18 protein-coding genes, 1 tRNA gene, 1 other RNA gene and 1 riboswitch are annotated in these 16,231 nt (G+C 68.9%); of the genes, 12 read left to right on the forward strand and 8 right to left on the reverse strand.

The annotated features are described in order from the left end of the window. Positions 1 to 2 precede the first annotated feature (2 nt). Positions 3 to 1,865 (forward strand): alpha/beta hydrolase, encoded by a 1,863-nt coding sequence (locus tag HQK15_RS05405; RefSeq protein WP_173490365.1) that lies wholly within the window; start codon positions 3 to 5, stop codon positions 1,863 to 1,865. A 30-nt stretch (positions 1,866 to 1,895) separates the two neighbouring features. After that, positions 1,896 to 2,408: a hypothetical protein gene (locus tag HQK15_RS05410; RefSeq protein ID WP_173490366.1), complete on the forward strand. Its 513-nt coding sequence runs from the start codon at positions 1,896 to 1,898 to the stop codon at positions 2,406 to 2,408. A 16-nt stretch (positions 2,409 to 2,424) separates the two neighbouring features. Here the strand turns inward: HQK15_RS05410 and HQK15_RS05415 are convergent, their stop codons facing one another. Continuing rightward, positions 2,425 to 3,333, reverse strand: a complete 909-nt coding sequence (locus HQK15_RS05415; protein ID WP_173490367.1) for an alpha/beta hydrolase — start codon at positions 3,331 to 3,333, stop codon at positions 2,425 to 2,427. Positions 3,334 to 3,638: 305 nt separating this feature from the next. Here HQK15_RS05415 and HQK15_RS19030 point away from each other — a divergent pair, with 305 nt between their 5' ends. Together HQK15_RS19030 and HQK15_RS05420 are read left to right on the forward strand one after the other, a co-directional pair. Next, entirely contained in the window at positions 3,639 to 3,824 is a 186-nt protein-coding gene (locus tag HQK15_RS19030; RefSeq protein WP_367649067.1) for a helix-turn-helix domain-containing protein, read from the forward strand. An 88-nt stretch (positions 3,825 to 3,912) separates the two neighbouring features. Beyond that, positions 3,913 to 4,128, forward strand: coding sequence for a hypothetical protein (locus HQK15_RS05420; protein WP_173490368.1), 216 nt, complete (start codon positions 3,913 to 3,915; stop codon positions 4,126 to 4,128). Positions 4,129 to 4,182: 54 nt separating this feature from the next. On the opposite strand, the gene HQK15_RS05425 is transcribed toward HQK15_RS05420, so the two are convergent. Further along, the gene (locus HQK15_RS05425) at positions 4,183 to 4,416 is read right to left on the reverse strand and encodes a hypothetical protein (protein ID WP_173490369.1); all 234 of its coding nucleotides are present in this window, start codon (positions 4,414 to 4,416) and stop codon (positions 4,183 to 4,185) included. Between the two features lie 39 nt (positions 4,417 to 4,455). Further along, the gene (locus HQK15_RS05430; protein WP_173490370.1) at positions 4,456 to 5,604 is read right to left on the reverse strand and encodes a TDT family transporter; all 1,149 of its coding nucleotides are present in this window, start codon (positions 5,602 to 5,604) and stop codon (positions 4,456 to 4,458) included. 94 nt (positions 5,605 to 5,698) lie between these two features. On the opposite strand from HQK15_RS05430, the gene HQK15_RS05435 reads away from it, so the two are divergent. From HQK15_RS05435 to HQK15_RS05455, 5 genes are all read left to right on the forward strand, one after another. Beyond that, complete coding sequence (locus HQK15_RS05435; protein ID WP_173490371.1) at positions 5,699 to 6,604, forward strand: LysR family transcriptional regulator; 906 nt, start codon at positions 5,699 to 5,701, stop codon at positions 6,602 to 6,604. Further along, entirely contained in the window at positions 6,601 to 7,200 is a 600-nt protein-coding gene (locus HQK15_RS05440; RefSeq protein WP_173490372.1) for a uracil-DNA glycosylase family protein, read from the forward strand. Before HQK15_RS05435 ends, HQK15_RS05440 begins: the two co-directional genes overlap by 4 nt. A 215-nt stretch (positions 7,201 to 7,415) precedes the next feature. Then, positions 7,416 to 7,487: riboswitch (Fluoride riboswitch) on the forward strand. A 10-nt stretch (positions 7,488 to 7,497) separates the two neighbouring features. Continuing rightward, positions 7,498 to 8,013: a fluoride efflux transporter FluC gene (locus HQK15_RS05445; protein ID WP_217361347.1), complete on the forward strand. Its 516-nt coding sequence runs from the start codon at positions 7,498 to 7,500 to the stop codon at positions 8,011 to 8,013. After that, complete coding sequence (gene crcB / locus HQK15_RS05450; RefSeq protein ID WP_173491098.1) at positions 8,013 to 8,381, forward strand: fluoride efflux transporter CrcB; 369 nt, start codon at positions 8,013 to 8,015, stop codon at positions 8,379 to 8,381. The genes HQK15_RS05445 and crcB overlap by 1 nt, the downstream gene beginning before the upstream one ends. 25 nt (positions 8,382 to 8,406) lie before the next feature. Continuing rightward, complete coding sequence (locus HQK15_RS05455; protein ID WP_173490374.1) at positions 8,407 to 8,910, forward strand: universal stress protein; 504 nt, start codon at positions 8,407 to 8,409, stop codon at positions 8,908 to 8,910. A gap of 65 nt (positions 8,911 to 8,975) precedes the next feature. On the opposite strand, the gene HQK15_RS05460 is transcribed toward HQK15_RS05455, so the two are convergent. Continuing rightward, positions 8,976 to 9,063: transfer RNA gene (locus HQK15_RS05460), tRNA-Ser, on the reverse strand. 95 nt (positions 9,064 to 9,158) lie between these two features. Between HQK15_RS05460 and ffs the strand changes: the two genes are divergently transcribed. Beyond that, an RNA gene (ffs, locus tag HQK15_RS05465) (signal recognition particle sRNA small type) lies at positions 9,159 to 9,255 on the forward strand. A 16-nt stretch (positions 9,256 to 9,271) separates the two neighbouring features. On the opposite strand, the gene HQK15_RS05470 is transcribed toward ffs, so the two are convergent. Then, positions 9,272 to 10,693: an MFS transporter gene (locus tag HQK15_RS05470; RefSeq protein ID WP_173490375.1), complete on the reverse strand. Its 1,422-nt coding sequence runs from the start codon at positions 10,691 to 10,693 to the stop codon at positions 9,272 to 9,274. Positions 10,694 to 10,762: 69 nt separating this feature from the next. Here HQK15_RS05470 and HQK15_RS05475 point away from each other — a divergent pair, with 69 nt between their 5' ends. Then, on the forward strand, positions 10,763 to 11,425 hold the full coding sequence (locus HQK15_RS05475; protein WP_173490376.1) for a TetR/AcrR family transcriptional regulator: 663 nt from the start codon (positions 10,763 to 10,765) through the stop codon (positions 11,423 to 11,425). 70 nt (positions 11,426 to 11,495) lie between these two features. On the opposite strand, the gene HQK15_RS05480 is transcribed toward HQK15_RS05475, so the two are convergent. From HQK15_RS05480 to HQK15_RS05490, 3 genes are read right to left on the reverse strand one after another with little or no spacing between them, the layout of a single operon-like run. Beyond that, the gene (locus HQK15_RS05480) at positions 11,496 to 12,641 is read right to left on the reverse strand and encodes an acyl-CoA dehydrogenase family protein (protein ID WP_173490377.1); all 1,146 of its coding nucleotides are present in this window, start codon (positions 12,639 to 12,641) and stop codon (positions 11,496 to 11,498) included. 1 nt (position 12,642) lies between these two features. Further along, the gene (locus tag HQK15_RS05485; RefSeq protein WP_173490378.1) at positions 12,643 to 13,821 is read right to left on the reverse strand and encodes an acyl-CoA dehydrogenase family protein; all 1,179 of its coding nucleotides are present in this window, start codon (positions 13,819 to 13,821) and stop codon (positions 12,643 to 12,645) included. Positions 13,822 to 13,875: 54 nt separating this feature from the next. Then, positions 13,876 to 15,189 (reverse strand): threonine/serine exporter family protein, encoded by a 1,314-nt coding sequence (locus tag HQK15_RS05490; protein ID WP_217361348.1) that lies wholly within the window; start codon positions 15,187 to 15,189, stop codon positions 13,876 to 13,878. A 55-nt stretch (positions 15,190 to 15,244) separates the two neighbouring features. Between HQK15_RS05490 and HQK15_RS05495 the strand changes: the two genes are divergently transcribed. Next, entirely contained in the window at positions 15,245 to 16,231 is a 987-nt protein-coding gene (locus tag HQK15_RS05495) for an alpha/beta hydrolase (protein ID WP_173490380.1), read from the forward strand.

A 16,231-nucleotide genomic window follows, 5' to 3' on the forward strand; every position in this document is an offset into this window, starting at 1 on the left:
CCATGCCACTGAGACGAGTGAGCAGGCCAGAGGCCCTGCGCACCATGCCGGAGAGCGCCTCGAGCGTCGCCACCGGCATCCGGGCGACCGGCGAGAGCGTGAGCAACACGCAGGAGACGCTGGCCGGCGAGGGCACGCCGGCCGGGTGGAAGGGGTCGGCGTCCGAGGCGGCGTCCAACCAGTTCACGAAGCTCTCGGGCGATCTCGACTCCGCGGTCGCGGCCTTGTCCAAGGCGGCCACCGCGATGGACCGTTACGACGACAGGCTCCAGCGGCTCTACTCGCGACGTCAGACGTTGACCGAGGAGGTGAGCTCGATCAACGGTCAGATCGACGCCTACGACGCCGACGTCGCAGCATCGGACCCGGAAGATGCCGAGGCGCAGTCCGCGCTCAAGGCGCGCTCCAAGGAGCTCGAGCGGCAGGCCGACGCGTTGCAGGGCCGGGTCGACGGCTGGAACGCCGACCAGGACGCGGCCGATGCGGCGGTGATCAGCGCCCTGCAGTCGGTCGACACGGTCGCCGAGGGTGACGACGCCGCCAAGAACCCGAACCGGCCGGATGCGCCGGAGCTGGCCGACCGGCTGAAGGACAAGGTCGACGCGGGCGATCCCGAGGCGGTCGCGACCTGGTGGGCCTCGTTGAGCCCTGCCGAGAAGCAGGCGCTGATGATCCACTCGCCAGAGCTCGTCGGCAACGCGGGCGGCATCCCGACGGTCGACCGCGACGAGGCCAACCGCACGTCGATGTACAGCGACATCGACTACCTCGGCGAGCGGGAGAAGGACGGTCAGCTGACCGACCTCGAGGAGGACCAGCTGGAGAACGCCAGGGGCGCCCTCAAGACCCTCGAGAGCTACAAGGACCGGATCGACCCCGACACCGGCGAGAACACCGCGTTCCTCCTGGTGTTCCGCCCGGACGCCTTCGACGGCGACGGCGGCATCGCGATGAGCCTCGGCAACCCCGACACCGCCGACGACGTGACCTCGTTCGTGCCAGGACTGACCTCGGAGTCGTCGTCGCTCAGCGGCAACATCAAGAGCATGGACCGGCTGATGCAGCTGGCCGACGGCAAGAACGGTGACGACACCGTCGCGGCGATCGCCTGGATCGACTACGACGCGCCCAGCAGCGACGACGGCATGACCGACAACCCGTGGGACTTCGTGCAGGTGGCGGGCGAGGGCAAGGCGACCGACGGAGGCGAGCGGTTCGCCGAGTTCGTCGACGGCATGCGCGCCAGCGACCAGGGGTCACAGGCCCACTTCACCGCGATCGGCCACAGCTACGGCTCGACGACGGTGTCGCACGCTGCCACCGACAACGACCTCCAGGTCGACGACATGGTGCTGATCGGCAGCCCCGGCGCCGGCTCGGCCGACGTCGCGACCGACCTGATGGACAACGGCAACGTCTACGTCGGCTCGGCCGACTACGACCCGGTCAGCCTGCTGGGCGGCCCTGGTCTCGGCGCCCTCGGTCACGACCCGTCGCAGGACGACTTCGGCGCGCACCGGTTCGAGGTCGATCCCGGGTCCTACCGGGTGCAGGACCTGATGGACAACCACTCGTCGTACTTCAACGAGGACTCCACGTCGCTCGACGCGATGGCCGACGTCGTGGCCGGTGACCAGCCCGACGAGGTCGACGGTCGCGTCCCGGGCACCTACCAGCCCCTCAGCGACCTGCTCGCCGGCACGACGATCGTGTCAGGCGGCGAGCAGGCGTGGAACGGGATCGAGTACACGGGCGGCAAGGTGGCTGACGGTGTCGAGTACACGGGCGGCAAGGTGGCCGATGGCGCCGGGTGGGCGTGGGACCGTGCTGAGGACGCCGGTGGCTGGCTCGGGTCCCTGGGCTGACCGACCGACTGATTGACTGGGGGAGTGGCGATGAGACGCAGGGGAGTCGTGGTGGTCGTGATGATGATCGGCAGCCTGTTCGGGTGCGGTGCGTCGGACTCCGGGGGCGACGAGCCGGCGAAGGCCGAGCAGAGAGCCGATGCCACCCGCGCCGCGGCGAAGGAGACGTTCCCCCTCGTCGGAGACGCGGTCAAGGCGCTGACCTACACCAGTGGAGGCAGCGGTCGATGGGCGATCTGCGGCATGGAGCCGAGTCCCTCGGGTGCGGAGTACGCCGCAGAGGTCGCCGTCACCCAGAGCGACACCGCCGCGTCGGAGCAGGCCGAGCTGATCGCGTCGGCGCTGACGTCGGCCGGCTGGAAGGTCGACGAGACGACCAGCGAGGCCGTGACCGCGTCCAAGGGCGGGCTGGCGTTCCGGGCGCGCTACGGCGACGGCGGGATCAACCTCTCGATCACCAGCGGATGCGTCGACGTGTCCAAGGACCGCATCCGCGCGCTGACCGACGAGCCGAGTGAGGACCTGGGCCTGCCCCAGCCGTGACGGCGGGGCCTGCTGCTCAGTGCAGCAGCGCGCGGGTCCGGGCGACCAGGTCGTCGACCGCGGCGGCGGCGGCCGCGCTCATGAAGCCCATGTCGATGAACCCGTGCACGAGACCGTCGTACCGCGTGCGGTCGACCCGGACGCCGGCTGCCTCGAGGGCGTCGGCGTAGGCCTCTCCCTCGTCGCGCAGCGGGTCGAACTCGGCCGTCACGACCACGGCGGGAGGCAGGCCGACGAGGTCGCCGAGCAACGGTGAGTGGCCCACGTCGTCGAGGTCGACGCCCGAGTCGAGGTAGTGGCCGACGAACCACGTCATGGTGGCCGTGTCGAGGAAGTAGCCCTCGCCGTTCTCGGTGCGCGACGCGTAGTCGCCCGCCATGTGGGTCGCCGGGTAGATCAGCACCTGCCCCGTGACCCGGTCGCGCAGGGTCTGCGCGACGACGGCGGAGAGATTGCCGCCCGCGCTGTCGCCTCCCACCGCGAGGACGTCGTTGCCGCCCAGCTCGTCGAGGTGGTCGGCCGCCCACTGCGTCGCCGCGAGAGCGTCGTCGGCGGCTGCCGGGTAGGGCGCCTCGGGTGCCAGGCGGTAGTCGACCGCCAGGACCACGGTGTCGGCGCCCGAGCAGAGCCGGCGGCAGGTCTGGTCGTGCGTGTCGAGGTCGCCGATCACGAACCCGCCGCCGTGGAAGAACACCAGCGTCGGGAACGGTCCGTCGCCCGCCGGGCGGTAGAGCCGTGCGGGACGGCCCGCGACGGTGAGGTCCTCGACGCTCCCGACGGGCACGCGCGTCTCGGGGGTGACCACGTCAGCCGTCAGGGCACGGAATCCCTTGCGGGCGCTCTCGGGCGTCCCTGCGTGCATGGGCGGGTAGCCCGCGTCGGCGATGAGCTGGAGCAGGGCGGCGGTGCCCGGGTCGAGTGGCATGCCGTTCACGATAGGGCCCGGACGCACGAAGAGGGCTTCGGGCAGTGGTCGCTGCGCGAAACCCTCATCGGTGGTGCGTGGCGGAGGTGCTGGGACGGTATTCCAACCTCGGTGAGACAGGGGCGAAGGTGCGATCGATGCGAGACCAAGTGGCCAAGGATGTTCGAGACGAGCCTTGGAAGGTGCCCGAGCTAACGGGTAGGAGCCGGACTCGATGGGTCCTGTCGGGACATGAGTCTTCCGTCCGCGCCGACTACGAAGCCGGCATGGGATCGGTGTCTTTGTCGACGAAGTACGGCGTCCCAATGAGCACCCTGTTGGACTGGCTGCGACGAGAGGGCATCGAAATCCGAAGCGGCGGCAAGCTCTCGACCGAAGACATGCTCGAGGTCAGACGGCTTCGCTCGGATGGTTGGAGCCACCAGCGGATCGCTGAACAGTTCGGAGTGACTCGGTCGGCGGTGTCGCTGCGGTTGAGTCGTGAGCGATGACCCAAGGTAGATCCCTGAACGATGTCGGGAGTCCGCGAGGTCACCTCGCGAACGAAAGAACCCATCTCGCCCGGATGTGGACAGCACTGTGTCTGCCGGCAGCGTCCTGGCGGGCGGGATTCTTGTGATCGCTGGTACGGGCGTCGTGGTGTACGGCAGCTTCAGGTATCGAGCCACCGCGCGAGAGCTGGAAGATGGGCGCTTCGAGACAGGGCGGTCGACGGTCGGTCCGGTGACAGCGGCCGCCGTCCTGACCGTCTCCATCCTCCTCACGCTGCTCATCTCGCTGCTCGTCGATGTCTGATCTGGGCAGTTCAGGCTGACGTGAGGCGGCGGCAGGGTCATTGACGCCGTGCCTTCAGTCGGACTCCTCGCTGGTGCTGCTCGAGGTGATGTCGGCTTCGGCGATGGCCAGAGCCATTCCCATGACGGCGCTCAAGCCGGCCAGGGCGAGGCCGAGATAGGTCCACGGGAGGGCTTGGAGCGTGTCGTTCTGCGCCAGGACTATGAGCATGAGTCCGCAGATGAACATGGCGGCGGCGACGAGGACGCCGACCGACCACTCGATGGTGCTCTTGCGGAGTGTCTTCATCAGGAGCTTTCCTCTCATGGACGGTTGGGTCTGTTGAGTTCAGGGCTTCTTGAGCAGCTTGCCGGTGTGTACGCCGCGAAGGGTGCGGACGGCGACGACGGCCCAGGCACTGAGAAGGAGGATGAACAGTGCGCCGGCTGCGATCTGGAGCACGTGGTTGCCGGTCAGCTGGGCCAGCCCGGAGGTGCCGGTGACCACGGTGCCGACCGGGAAGGTGAAGGACCACCAGGTCAGGCTGAACGGAAGTCCTTCCCTGGCGGTGCGGGCGGTGAGGGTGGCGGCGATCGCCAACCACAGCATCGCGAATCCCCACATGGGAATGCCGTAGACGAGGGCGAAGGCGTGGAACGCGGTGCCGTAGGGGCTGTCGAGCACGTCGGGGGTCACGTTGCCGAGGTGGTGGGCCGCGGTGATCGACTGACCGACGGGGCCGAGGACGATCCATAGGGTGGGCACGGCGCCGGCCGCTCCGATGCCGTGGCGCAGGAGCCGGTTCCAGATGAACGCGATCATGATGATGCTGCACATGAGTGTGAGGCCGAAGAACGTGTAGCAGGCCAGCAGCATCGTCTGCTGGGCCTGGCCGGCCGGTAGGTGCGGGATGAGGGCAGCGCCGGTGGCGGCACTGACCATGGGCGGGACCACGGGCATGAGCCAGCCGCCGAAGGCGGAGTCCTCGCGGACCTCGTGCGAGGTGAAGGCACGGATCGGCACCAGCACGGCCGTGGTCAGACCGAGCAGGGTCCCAGCGGTCCACAGCACCCAGTCCAGCGTCAGCGCGGCAGTCATGCCGATCAGGTGGTGTCCCACCAGCACTGCGCCGGCACCGACGGTCATGAGTCCCATCGCGGGCGCGCCGTAGAAGTGCGACATCACCGGATCGTCCAGGTGACCGCGGGCCACCTCGCCATGCAACGTCCAGTGGCCGGCAGTCGCCACGACCACCACGACGAGCAGCAGGAGGGCGAGGACCCAGACGGTGGTGGCGAAGACCGTGATCCCGGGCACCGTGAAGGGCAGGGAGGCAGCGGCGACTGCGACGATGCCGGTGCCCATGACCGAGGCAAACCAGTTGGGTCCGATGAAGCCGAGAGCCGGAGCGCCCTCGAGATCGCGGAGCCAGCCCGTTCGGTCGCGGGTGCTGCGGGCGGCGTGCTCGCTGGTCGTCGTGAGGTGTGCGGTGGTCATGACTCCACTGTGGTCTCGATGCGGGGTTGCCGGTAGAACCCGTCACCCTGTGGCTCCACAGGGCAGACCTGTGGAGGACGGGTAGTCTAGGCAGATGCGCAACATCCCCGATCTGGCTGCTCTTCAGCTACTGGTCGACGTGGCCACTCATGGCAGCATCGGCGCTGCGGGCCGAGCGAACGGCATCACCCAGCAATCGGCATCCGAACGGCTCAGAGCCGTCGAGGCCCAGACGGGACTGACCCTCCTGCGTCGTGCTGCCGGAGGATCGACGCTCACCGAGTCCGGTGTCCTGATGGTCGGCTGGGCCGCACGTCTGATTGATCTCGCGCACGAGATCGACGAGTCGATCGCGACCCTGCGCGACGACCGGGCCCACCAGCTGAGCATCGCGGCGAGCATGACCGTCGCCGAGCACCTGCTTCCCCTGTGGCTGGTTCGGCTTCGCCAGCAGCACGACACCGTCGTCAGCCTGATCGCCACCAACAGCGAGCACGTGCGGACGGCCGTGGCGGACGGGTCGGTCGACATCGGTTTCGTCGAGGACGGTGCCGACCCCGGTGACTTGGCGTCACTGGTCGTCGCTCGCGACGAGCTGGGCCTGTACTCGGCACCGCACGACCCATGGGCCAAACAGGACTCGCCGCTGACTCCAGATGAGCTCGTCACACGGCCTCTGACGTGGCGTGAGCAAGGGTCAGGCTCCCGTCGCGTCGTCGACGACGCGCTCGCAGGGCTCGGCTTGACCGCCATGGCGCCAGCCGTCGAGCTGACCACCACGTCCGGCATCCGATCGGCGGTCAGCGCCGGAAGCCCGCCAGCGTTCATGAGCCGGCGCTCGGTGCGCAGCGACGTGGAGGCGGGCCGGCTCGTTGAGGTACCGATCACCGGGTTGGACCTTTCGCGCGACCTCACCGCGCTGTGGGTCGGCAGCGGCCGCCCGCCCGCCGGTCCGGTCCGCGATCTGCTGGGGATCGCCACGAAGGCCCGCACGAGATGAGCACCGATCGCCGGTCGCGAGTTGACGAGCCGCACGTTTTCGCGCTCAATGCGCTGGTCCGTGCGTGGCGCGCGGTGGGCGACGAACAGCGGTTCGTCCCGTGGTTCGACCCGGACGGTCCTGGCGTGAACGCGAGGATCCTGGTGCTGATGGAGTCGCCCGGCCCTCGCACCGTCGCCGCGGGTGACCTCGGGTTCAGCACCGAGGACAACGACGACCCGACGGCGGCCGCACTCCGTTCCGCGCGAGTTTCTGCGGGCATGGCCCGTGACGGGTATCTGCGGTGGAACGTGGTGCCGTGGCCGACCTACGACGCTGCCGGCCACCGCCGCCCTCCGCTGGTACGAGATCTTGAAGAGGCGCGTCCGGCGCTGGCCGCGCTGTGGGCGGCTCTGCCCGCCCTCCAGGTCGTCGTCGCCGTCGGGACACCAGCCCTCCAAGGTGTCATGCGGCTGATGACGATCGACGAGACTGCCCGAGTCGTGCCCGCGCTGGGCGCACCGCACCCGTCACCACGCAACGCCCACGCTCGCGCAGAAGCCTTCAATCGACTGCGTGTGGCTCTTGAACGAGCCCAGGAGATCGCGACCTCCTGAGAGCGTGAAGATCTTGACTCACGTCCGCCGCCGACCTGTCGCACTCGTTCGGCGCGCAGGCTGTCGTTGCGCCCCAGGGCTAATGTTGCGGCAATGTCATCTCGCGGTACGACCACGAGGGTAGGGACACCCAACTGGCAATTCCTTCGTGATTGGGAGGGTCGGATCGCGCGCTTGCCCATTGTGCATGGCATCCCACACGGTTCGCCGGTACCATCGTCCTTGGCGATGGACCCCGCCTGAGTCTCAGACTCGAACCGCATTGCGCTGATGGCTCCTGCTACTCGCAGGAGAAGTGTGTCCACATTCGATGACCAGCCCGTCGATCCGGACGTCGAATCGTCCGACCGCGTTATTGATCGAGGTCGTGCAGGCCATCGCCTGCGGGCAGTCACTTCTGTGCTCTGCGAGCGTTGGGACATTCTTGGCGTGATTGCCGCCGGTGGCGCTGCGGGTGCGATCGGGCGCGGGGCGCTGCTGGATGCGTTCCCGCACCGGCTGGGTGAGCTGCCGTGGGCGACGGTGGCGATCAACGCGAGCGGATCTCTGCTGTTGGGCGTCCTCATGGTCGTGGTGGTTGATGTGCTGCCAGATCAACGTCTGCTGCGGCCGTTCCTGGGCGTGGGCGTCCTGGGTGGGTACACGACCTTCTCGACCGCAGCGCTGGACGTGCACGAGCTGCTGCGCACTGGGCACGTGGCCGTCGCGGCTGCCTATCTGGTGTTGAGCGTTTCCTTGTCGTTGCTGGCGGTGTGGAGCGGCCTTGCCGGCGCCCGGTCAGTCGTCCGCCGAGTACATCGCGTGGCCTCGTGATGACGGTCCTCGTGGTCGCCCTGGGCGCAGCGGTAGGAGCGCCGACCCGCTACCTGGTCGATCTGTTCGTCCAGTCTCGCCATTCCTCGTCCCTGCCGTGGGGCACCATCACCGTCAACGCGATCGGGTCATTCGTCATCGGCCTCATCGCGGGACTCGCGGCCACCTCGGATGTCGACCAGGTAGTGGTGGCACTGATCAGCACCGGTTTTTGCGGGGCCCTCACGACCTTCTCCACCTTCAGCTTCGAGACGGTCAGGCTGATCGAGCAGCATCACGTGCCGACGGCCTTGCTGAACGTCGGACTGAGCCTGATTCTGACCATCGTCATGTGCGCCGGCGGATACGAGCTGGCCCTCGCGTCATAACACCTTTCTGAAAGGAAGTAGCCAGATGAAGGACAACCGCATGGAAACGGCGGACATGCGCATCAACCTGCGCGAGGCAGACGGGTCCGCGGGCGGTCTCGTCGTCGGGTTCGACCGAGACAGGTCGTCCGTGGAGGCGCTGGAACGAGCAGCCCAACTGGCAACCCGGCTGCTGATACCTCTTCACGTCGTGCACGCGGTCGACCTGCGCGACTACCCGATCGACCCAGACGGCCCCGACTGGGAGAACGAGGCGAGAGCCACGTTGCGGGACGAAGAACGCACCGTCCACGACGTCCTTGACCGTTTCGACTGCGTGTGGTCCTACCAAGCCGGACGAGCAGACCCCGCCGACCTCCTGATCAAGGTCGCGTCAGAGACCGAGGCCCTGATGATCGTCGTCGGCAGCCACGGCCAAGGCATAGGCACAGCGCTGACGCACCTTCTCGAAGGTTCGATCGAGCACCGACTCCTCAGCGGAAGACCACCCTGCGGGGTGCTCGTCGTACCTGATCAGATGAGGGAGTAGCCGAGCCTCGACTGTGAGTCATCCCGCGCGTCGCCGGTTGGAATAGCTTCCTCAGGGGGTCAGATTGGCGGAGGATAGGGGATTCGAACCCCTGAGAGCTTTCACTCAACCCGCTTTCCAAGCGAGCGCACTAGGCCACTATGCGAATCCTCCGTCGACGAGGTTACCGGTCGGTCGTCCGCGTCGACGAATCGGGCTGCCTCTGCCGTCCCGGCTTGGGGCGACAGCGCCCCGATCCGTATGATGGAGGAAGCCCCTCGCGTGGCGACACATCACCCAACTCCCCCAGGGCCGGAAGGCAGCAAGGGTAAGTGAGCTCTGTCGGGTACGCGAGGGGTCCTTCATGCCCGGGTGCAGGCTGTCAGGCTGCGAGCACGACGTCGTCGGTGAGGACCGGCTCGTCCTCCGCCCGGCGCAGGGCCGCCCATGCCGCGACCGCGCCGGCGAAGACGAGCGCCCCGGCAACGACCAGGCCCAGGCGGTAGCCGCTGAGGAACGCGTCCAGCGGCAGCCCGCCGTCGCCGAGCACCGAGTCCTGACGGCTGGTGAGGATGACGCCGATCACGGTGATGCCGAGCAGGCCCGCCAGCTCGCGCGAGGTGTTGAAGACGCCTGAGGCGACCCCCGCCTGGTCCTGCGGCATGATGCCGAGCACCGTCGCGGTCAGGGGCATCGTGAGGCCGCCACCGATGCCGATCGCCACGAAGCTCGGCATGAGGTCGAGCATCGACGCGTCCTGGCCGAAGATCGCGACGGACGCGATCGCGACGCCCATCAGGCCCATGCCGAGGCTGACCGAGCGGTGTGCGCCGAACCTGCGGGCGATCGTCTCAGAGCTGGCCGCCGCGACGGCCATGCACAGGGCCATCGGCACGAACGTCAGGCCGGCCTTGGTGGGGGAGAAGCCCAGCACGCTCTGCAGGTAGAGCGAGGTGAAGAAGTAGATGCCGAACAGGCCGAAGGCCCACAGCATCAGCGACACCAGCGCGCCGGAGAACACCCGGTCGCGGAACAGGGCCAGGTCGACCATCGGGTCCTCGACGGTCGTCTCGACCACGACGAACCACGCGGCGGTCAGCGCGGCGACGGCGAACGTCCCCAGGATCTCCGACGACGACCAGCCGCGACCATTGCCCTCGATGAGGGCGAAGGTCAGCGTCGACAGCGAGATCGTCGACGCGACGAGGCCCCACAGGTCGAGGCGACGCTCGACGGGGTCGCGCGACTCGCTGATCGCCCAGACCGCCAGGCCGGCCGTGATGGCGCCGAGCGGGACGTTGATGAAGAAGATCCACTCCCACGCGACGTGCTCGCTCAGCACGCCGCCCAGCAGGGGGCCGGCGGCGAGGGCGAGGGCACCGACCGCGCCCCAGATGCCGACCGCGACGTTGCGCTCGCGCTTGTCGGTGAACGTCGCGGAGATGATGGCGAGGGTCGTGGGCGTGAGCAGCGCGGCGCCGACGCCCTGGATCGCGCGGCTCGCGATGAGGGTCTCGACGTTCCCCGACAGCCCGGCGGCGAACGACGCGGCCGTGAAGATGCCGAGCCCGACGAGGAAGATCCGGCGGCGTCCCATCAGGTCGGCGAGGCGTCCACCGATCAGCATGAGGCCGGCGAAGGTCAGGATGTACGAGCTGACGACCCACTCCATGCCGGCCGTGCTGAGGCCGAGATCTTCCTCGATGACGGGCAGGGCGACGTTGATGATGTTGTTGTCGAGGTACGTCATGAACGTCGCGAGGGCGACGGCCACGAGGGCCCAGATGTTGCGGCGGTCGTCCATGACCACTCCTTTACGTTGTAAATGTACGCAGTAAAGGAAGAGAATCATATATGCCGTATAGTTGTCAACGTGAAGCAGAAGAACTCCCTCAACCCCGACCTCGTCGTGGCGAGCGCGCTGCGGATCGTCGACGAGCAGGGGCTCGAGGCGCTGACCGTGCGCAAGGTCGCCGACGAGTTCGGCGTGACGCCCATGGCGCTCTACTGGCACTTCTCCAACAAGGAGGCGCTGCTCGACGCCGTCGGCGACGCCGTGGTCTCGGCGCTGCGCGAGCCCGACACCGCCCTCGACCTGGAGCCCTATCTCCGCGAGGCCATGACGTCGCTCGTCGACACCATGCGGGCGCACCCCAGCGCGACGCCCCTGGTGCCGGCCCGGCTCCTGGTCAACGAGATCGGTCGTGACCTCACCGAGCACACGCTCGACAAGCTCATCCTGGCCGGCCACGACGTCGACAAGGCGGCGGCCGTCGCGCACTACGCGCTGATGATCGCGATGACGCTGGTCACCGGCGAGCCCGGTGCGGAGACGTCGGTCAAGCCGGCCGAGCGCGACGAGGCGCACGAGGCCAAGCTGGCCCTGCTGCAGTCACTGCCCCAGGAGCGCTATCCCCGTCTGCGCGCCGCGGCCCCGTCGATGGTCGTCTGCGGCGACTCCGACGACTACTACGGCACCGCGATCGACATCTTCGTCGCCGGTGTCATGGCCGACGTCCGGGCCCTGAACGCCTGAGGCGGTGCACCAGCGTCCACGATCGTGATCGACGTGGACGCCAGCGCACCGCCTCAGGGTGCGGAACGGGTTACGGCAGGGGCTCGACGACGTCGTGTCCGTCGAGCGCCGACGACAGCGCCGCGAGGTGGTGCCGACCGTCGCCGAGGGCGTGGTCGATCGCGGTCAGTCGCGACATGTAGTGACCGACGCTGTACTCGGCGGTCATGCCGATGCCGCCGTGCAGCTGGATGGCCTCCTTGCCGATGTGGCGTCCGGCCTTGCTGACCTGCAGCTTGGCGCGGGATGCCGCCTCGAGCACGTCGGCCTCGTCGCTGCCGTCGAGCAGCACGAGCGTCGCCCAGGTGACGGTGCTGCGGGCCAGCTCGAGCGACACGTACATGTCGGCCGCGCGGAACGTCAGCGCCTGGAACGTCATCAGCGGGACACCGAACTGCTTGCGCGACTTCAGGTAGTCCGTCGTCGTCTCGAGCGCGAACGCCATGGCGCCGAGCGCCTCGTGGCCGTAGGCGATCTGGGCCGCGGCGATGGCCTGGGCGATGGCGGCCGACTGGTCGACGCCGGCCTCGCCCAGCGGGGTGGCCGGGGTGCCGTCGAACGCGACGTGGGCCGCGCGACCGCCGTCGAACGTCGCGTAGGACGTGCGGGTCAGACCCGCCGCGTCACCCTGGACGAGGAACAGGCCGGTGCCGCCGTCGACGGCGGCGCTGACGACCAGCACGTCGGCACGGGCACCGCCGAGGACGGGCTCCTTGACGCCGGTGAGCGTCCAGTCGCTGCCGGACCCGGAGGCCGTGACGCCGGTGGCCGACTCGCTGTAGCGCGATCCGGGCTCGGTGTGGGCGAACGCCGGGACGAGCTGACCCTCGGCGAGAGCGCCGATGATCTCTGCGCGCTGCTCGGCCGTGCCTGCTGCCGCGACGAGGCTGCCGGCGAGGACGATCGCCTCGACGTAGGGCTCGGGAGCGATGACGCGTCCGATCTCCTCCGCGACGATCGAGACCTCGACCGGGCCGGCGCCGAAGCCGCCGTCCTCCTCGGCGAAGGGGAGCCCGAGGGCACCCATCTCGGCGAGGCGCTGCCAGGTCTTCTCGTCCCAGCCCGGATCGGTCTTGGTGATCTCGCGACGGGTCTCGGAGGAGCCGTACGCCTTGCCGAGCAGTCCGCGGACCGCGTCGCGCAGCGCTGTCTGCTCGGAGTCGAGTGTGAAGTCCATGTCAGCCCCTCAGTCCCAGGATCGTGCCCGCGATGATCTGTCGTTGCACCTCGTTGGAGCCGCCGTAGATCGACGCCTTCCGGTAGTTGAGGTAGTTGGTCGTCGCGGTGCGCGCCAGGTCGGGGACGTTGGATCCCTCACCGGCGCCGGTGGCGACCGCGTCGGGTCCGGCGAGGTCGACCCACAGCTCGGTGACGGCCTGCTGCAGCACGGTGCCCTGCAGCTTGAGCACCGACGAGGCCGGGTGCGGCTTGCCGTCGGCGGAGTTGGCGACGACGCGCAGCGCCGTGAGCTCGAGCGCCAGGAGGTCGTTCTCGAGCTCGGCGATCTCGGCGGCCAGCAGCGGGTCGTCGAGCAGCGACGAGCCGCCGGGACCGGCGGTCTTGGCGTACTCCTTGGCCGCGGCCAGGGTGCGCTTGCTCGAGCCGACCGGTGCGACACCGACGCGCTCGTTGCCGAGCAGGAACTTGGCGTAGTCCCAGCCCTTGTTCTCCTCGCCCACGAGGTTCTCGGCGGGCACGCGGACGTTGTCGAAGAAGACCTCGTTGACCTCGTGGCCGCCGTCGATCAGCTCGATCGGGCGGACCGTCAGGCCGGGCGACGTCATGTCGATGAGCAGGAACGAGATGCCGGCCTGCTTCTTGGCCTCGGGGTCGGTGCGGACGAGCGTGAAGATCCAGTCGCCGTACTGGCCGAGGGTCGTCCACGTCTTCTGCCCGTTGACGACGTACTCGTCGCCCTCCCTGACCGCCGTGGTGCGCAGCGAGGCGAGGTCGGACCCCGCATCGGGCTCGGAGAAGCCCTGCGACCACCAGATGTCGAGATTGGCGGTCTGGGGCAGGAAGCGCTCCTTGAGCTCCTGGCTGCCGAACGCCGCGATCACCGGGCCGACCATCGAGGCGTTGAAGGCGAGCGGCGGCATGACGCCGGCCAGCTGCATCTCCTCGTGCCAGATGTGGCGCTGGAGCGGGGTCCAGTCCTTGCCGCCCCACTCGACGGGCCAGTTGGGCACGGCGATCCCGGCAGCGTTCATGACCTGCATCGACTCGACGATCTGCTCCTTGGAGAGCTCTCGGCGGGCCGCGACGGTGTCACGGATGTGCTGGGGGATCTTGGTGGTGAAGAATTCACGCATCTCGTCGCGGAAGGCGACGTCCTCGTCTGACAGCTGCAGTCTCATGGTTCTCCTCGGCGAGTTGCCTACTGGCGCGTAACTTTCATACCACCTGCACGGTCACTGGCGCTTGGCGCGTGCCCTCAAGGGGCCGACCAGGCGCGGGCCGGCGAGGCGTTGCTCGAGCCTACGGGCTTCTCGGCGAACCGGCTGGGCGACGTATTCACCCAGGATCACGCCCGCGGCGAGCGAGATCGCGATCGCCGCGGCGGTGATCATCGCCAGGATGCCGGTGTAGTCGTCGGCGGCGAGCAGCGACAGGCCCCGGTAGATCGAGAGGCCCGGCAGCAGAGGGACGATCGCCGCCACGACCACGACGAGCGGAGGCACGCGGCACCAGCCGGCGACGGTGAACCCGACGAGGCCGATGAAGATCGCCGCGAGACCGGCCGGCCACGCCCGTCCGAGGTCGTGCTCGGTCAGGAGCAGGTAGATGCCGGCCGCGCATCCGGACACGGCGGCGATGGGCAGCAGGCTGCGGCCCGGGGCGTACGCGGAGTAGGCGAACGCCGCTGCGCTGATGGCTGCGCCTGCCACCATCAGGGGCAGCCGCGAGAGGCCCGCCGCCCCGGGGTCGAGGGCGATGTCGACGCCGAGCAGACCCCCGACCGTGAGGCCCCCGCTGACGCCGACGATGACGCCGGCGGTCGACATCATGACCTCGAGGATGCGCGCGACCGCGGTGACGTAGAAGCCCGTGAGCGCGTCCTGGATCGCACCGATGAAGCCCAGCCCCGCGAGCAGCATCACGATGCTCGCGGTGATGACGAGGGACGGGTCGACGTCGAGATCGACGGCGCGCGCTCCCACCGCCAGCAGCGTGGCGAAGAGCCCGCCGGCCACCTGCGCGTAGAAGAACGGCAGCCGCAGGCGCGACAGGTAGCGCTGGATCATCTCGATCCCGCTCGCCGCGACGGCCGCGATCAGGGTCACGACCCAGTCGCCGCCGATCAGCAGCGCGATGCCGCCGCCGATGAACGCCCACGCCACCGTCACCGCCCAGCGGGGGGTGTGGTGACCGGTCGAGGCGATCCGTGCGACCCGGGTGCGGGCCTCCTCGAGGTCGATCTCGTCGGCGAGCAGGTCGGTGACGACCTGGTCGACGTCCGTGAGGTCCTCGAAGTCGGTCTCGCGGTGCGTCACGTGGCGGGTCAGCGAGAGCGCCGGCTCGTCGAACGAGGCCTGGTAGGAGATCTCGAGGGTCGTGAACGTGACGTCGACGAGGGCCTGCCGCAGGCCCAGGTGGTGGGTGATCGACGACATCGTCGCCGTGACGTCAGCGGCGCCGGCGCCGTTCGACAGCAGCATCTCGCCCACGCGCAGGGCGAGGTCGAGCGTGCGTTGGATCTGGCGTGCGTCGGTCACGCTTCCCATAGTGTTGGACGTGACGGCCGAGTCCAACTTCGGCCGGTCCAGACGAGGAGTGACGATGACGGACTGGAAGCCCGACGAGCTGGGCGAGGGCTATGAGCAGCGCACGATCCCGCTCGGCAGCGACCCCGACGGCGAGGGCACGATCGAGGCCACGCTGGTGCGTCGCACCGCACCGGAGACGGTCGAGGCGGCCGTGCTCTACGTCCACGGGTTCAGCGACTACTTCTTCCAGACGCAGATGGCCGAGTTCTTCACCGAGCGAGGCTTCGCCTTCTACGCGCTCGACCTGCGCAAGTGCGGGCGCTCCCGCCGCGAGGGCCAGACGGGTCACTACGTGTCCGACCTGAAGATGTACGACCAGGAGCTCGACGCCGCGCTCGCGATCATCCGCGACGAGACGGGCGGCAAGCCGGTCGTCCTGTCGGCCCACTCCACCGGTGGCCTGATCCTCCCGCTGTGGCTGCACCGCCTCAACCAGACCGCCGGCGGCACCAGGGGCGCGGGCATCGCCGGGCTCGTGCTCAACAGCCCGTGGTTCGACCTGCAGGGCAAGGCGTGGATGCGCACCGTCGGCACGCGGGTCATCGGGCTGGTCGCCAAGGTCAGGCCGAAGGACATCATCAAGCTGCCGCCCACCAACGCCTACGGCACGAGCCTGCACGTCAGCGCGCACGGGGAGTGGGACTTCAACACGGCCTTCAAGCCGCTCGAGGGGTTCCCGGTGTCGTACGGGTGGTTGACCGCGATCCGTCGCGGCCACGCCCGACTGCACCAGGGGCTCGACGTCGGGGTGCCGTCGCTGGTGCTCCGGTCGACCAGGACGCGGTTCGCCCGGGAGTACTCCCCGGCCGTCGACGACGCCGACGCGGTGCTCGACGTCCGCCAGATCGCCCGCTGGTCGGGCTGCCTCGGCAACCAGGTGACGGTGGTCCCGATCGAGGGCGCCCGCCACGACGTGTTCATCTCCAAGGACCATGCCCGCCAGGCTGCCTACGACGCCGTCGACCAGTGGTTGCGGGCCACGCGCCTCGTCAAGGCCTGA

Source organism: Aeromicrobium stalagmiti (assembly GCF_013283745.1).
Classification (GTDB): domain Bacteria; phylum Actinomycetota; class Actinomycetes; order Propionibacteriales; family Nocardioidaceae; genus Aeromicrobium; species Aeromicrobium stalagmiti.

Bases quoted from the DNA above. Each gene is read 5' to 3' on its own strand.
- HQK15_RS05410 (WP_173490366.1), top strand. From the start codon at position 1,896: ATGAGACGCAGGGGAGTCGTGGTGGTCGTGATGATGATCGGCAGCCTG.
- HQK15_RS05470 (WP_173490375.1), bottom strand. From the start codon at position 10,693: ATGGACGACCGCCGCAACATCTGGGCCCTCGTGGCCGTCGCCCTCGCG.
- HQK15_RS05455 (WP_173490374.1), top strand. From the start codon at position 8,407: ATGAAGGACAACCGCATGGAAACGGCGGACATGCGCATCAACCTGCGC.
- HQK15_RS05490 (WP_217361348.1), bottom strand. From the start codon at position 15,189: ATGGGAAGCGTGACCGACGCACGCCAGATCCAACGCACGCTCGACCTC.
- HQK15_RS05440 (WP_173490372.1), top strand. From the start codon at position 6,601: ATGAGCACCGATCGCCGGTCGCGAGTTGACGAGCCGCACGTTTTCGCG.
- HQK15_RS05405 (WP_173490365.1), top strand. From the start codon at position 3: ATGCCACTGAGACGAGTGAGCAGGCCAGAGGCCCTGCGCACCATGCCG.
- HQK15_RS05430 (WP_173490370.1), bottom strand. From the start codon at position 5,604: ATGACCACCGCACACCTCACGACGACCAGCGAGCACGCCGCCCGCAGC.
- HQK15_RS05425 (WP_173490369.1), bottom strand. From the start codon at position 4,416: ATGAAGACACTCCGCAAGAGCACCATCGAGTGGTCGGTCGGCGTCCTC.
- HQK15_RS05415 (WP_173490367.1), bottom strand. From the start codon at position 3,333: ATGCCACTCGACCCGGGCACCGCCGCCCTGCTCCAGCTCATCGCCGAC.
- HQK15_RS05485 (WP_173490378.1), bottom strand. From the start codon at position 13,821: ATGAGACTGCAGCTGTCAGACGAGGACGTCGCCTTCCGCGACGAGATG.
- HQK15_RS05435 (WP_173490371.1), top strand. From the start codon at position 5,699: ATGCGCAACATCCCCGATCTGGCTGCTCTTCAGCTACTGGTCGACGTG.
- HQK15_RS19030 (WP_367649067.1), top strand. From the start codon at position 3,639: ATGAGCACCCTGTTGGACTGGCTGCGACGAGAGGGCATCGAAATCCGA.
- HQK15_RS05495 (WP_173490380.1), top strand. From the start codon at position 15,245: ATGACGGACTGGAAGCCCGACGAGCTGGGCGAGGGCTATGAGCAGCGC.
- crcB (WP_173491098.1), top strand. From the start codon at position 8,013: ATGACGGTCCTCGTGGTCGCCCTGGGCGCAGCGGTAGGAGCGCCGACC.
- HQK15_RS05480 (WP_173490377.1), bottom strand. From the start codon at position 12,641: ATGGACTTCACACTCGACTCCGAGCAGACAGCGCTGCGCGACGCGGTC.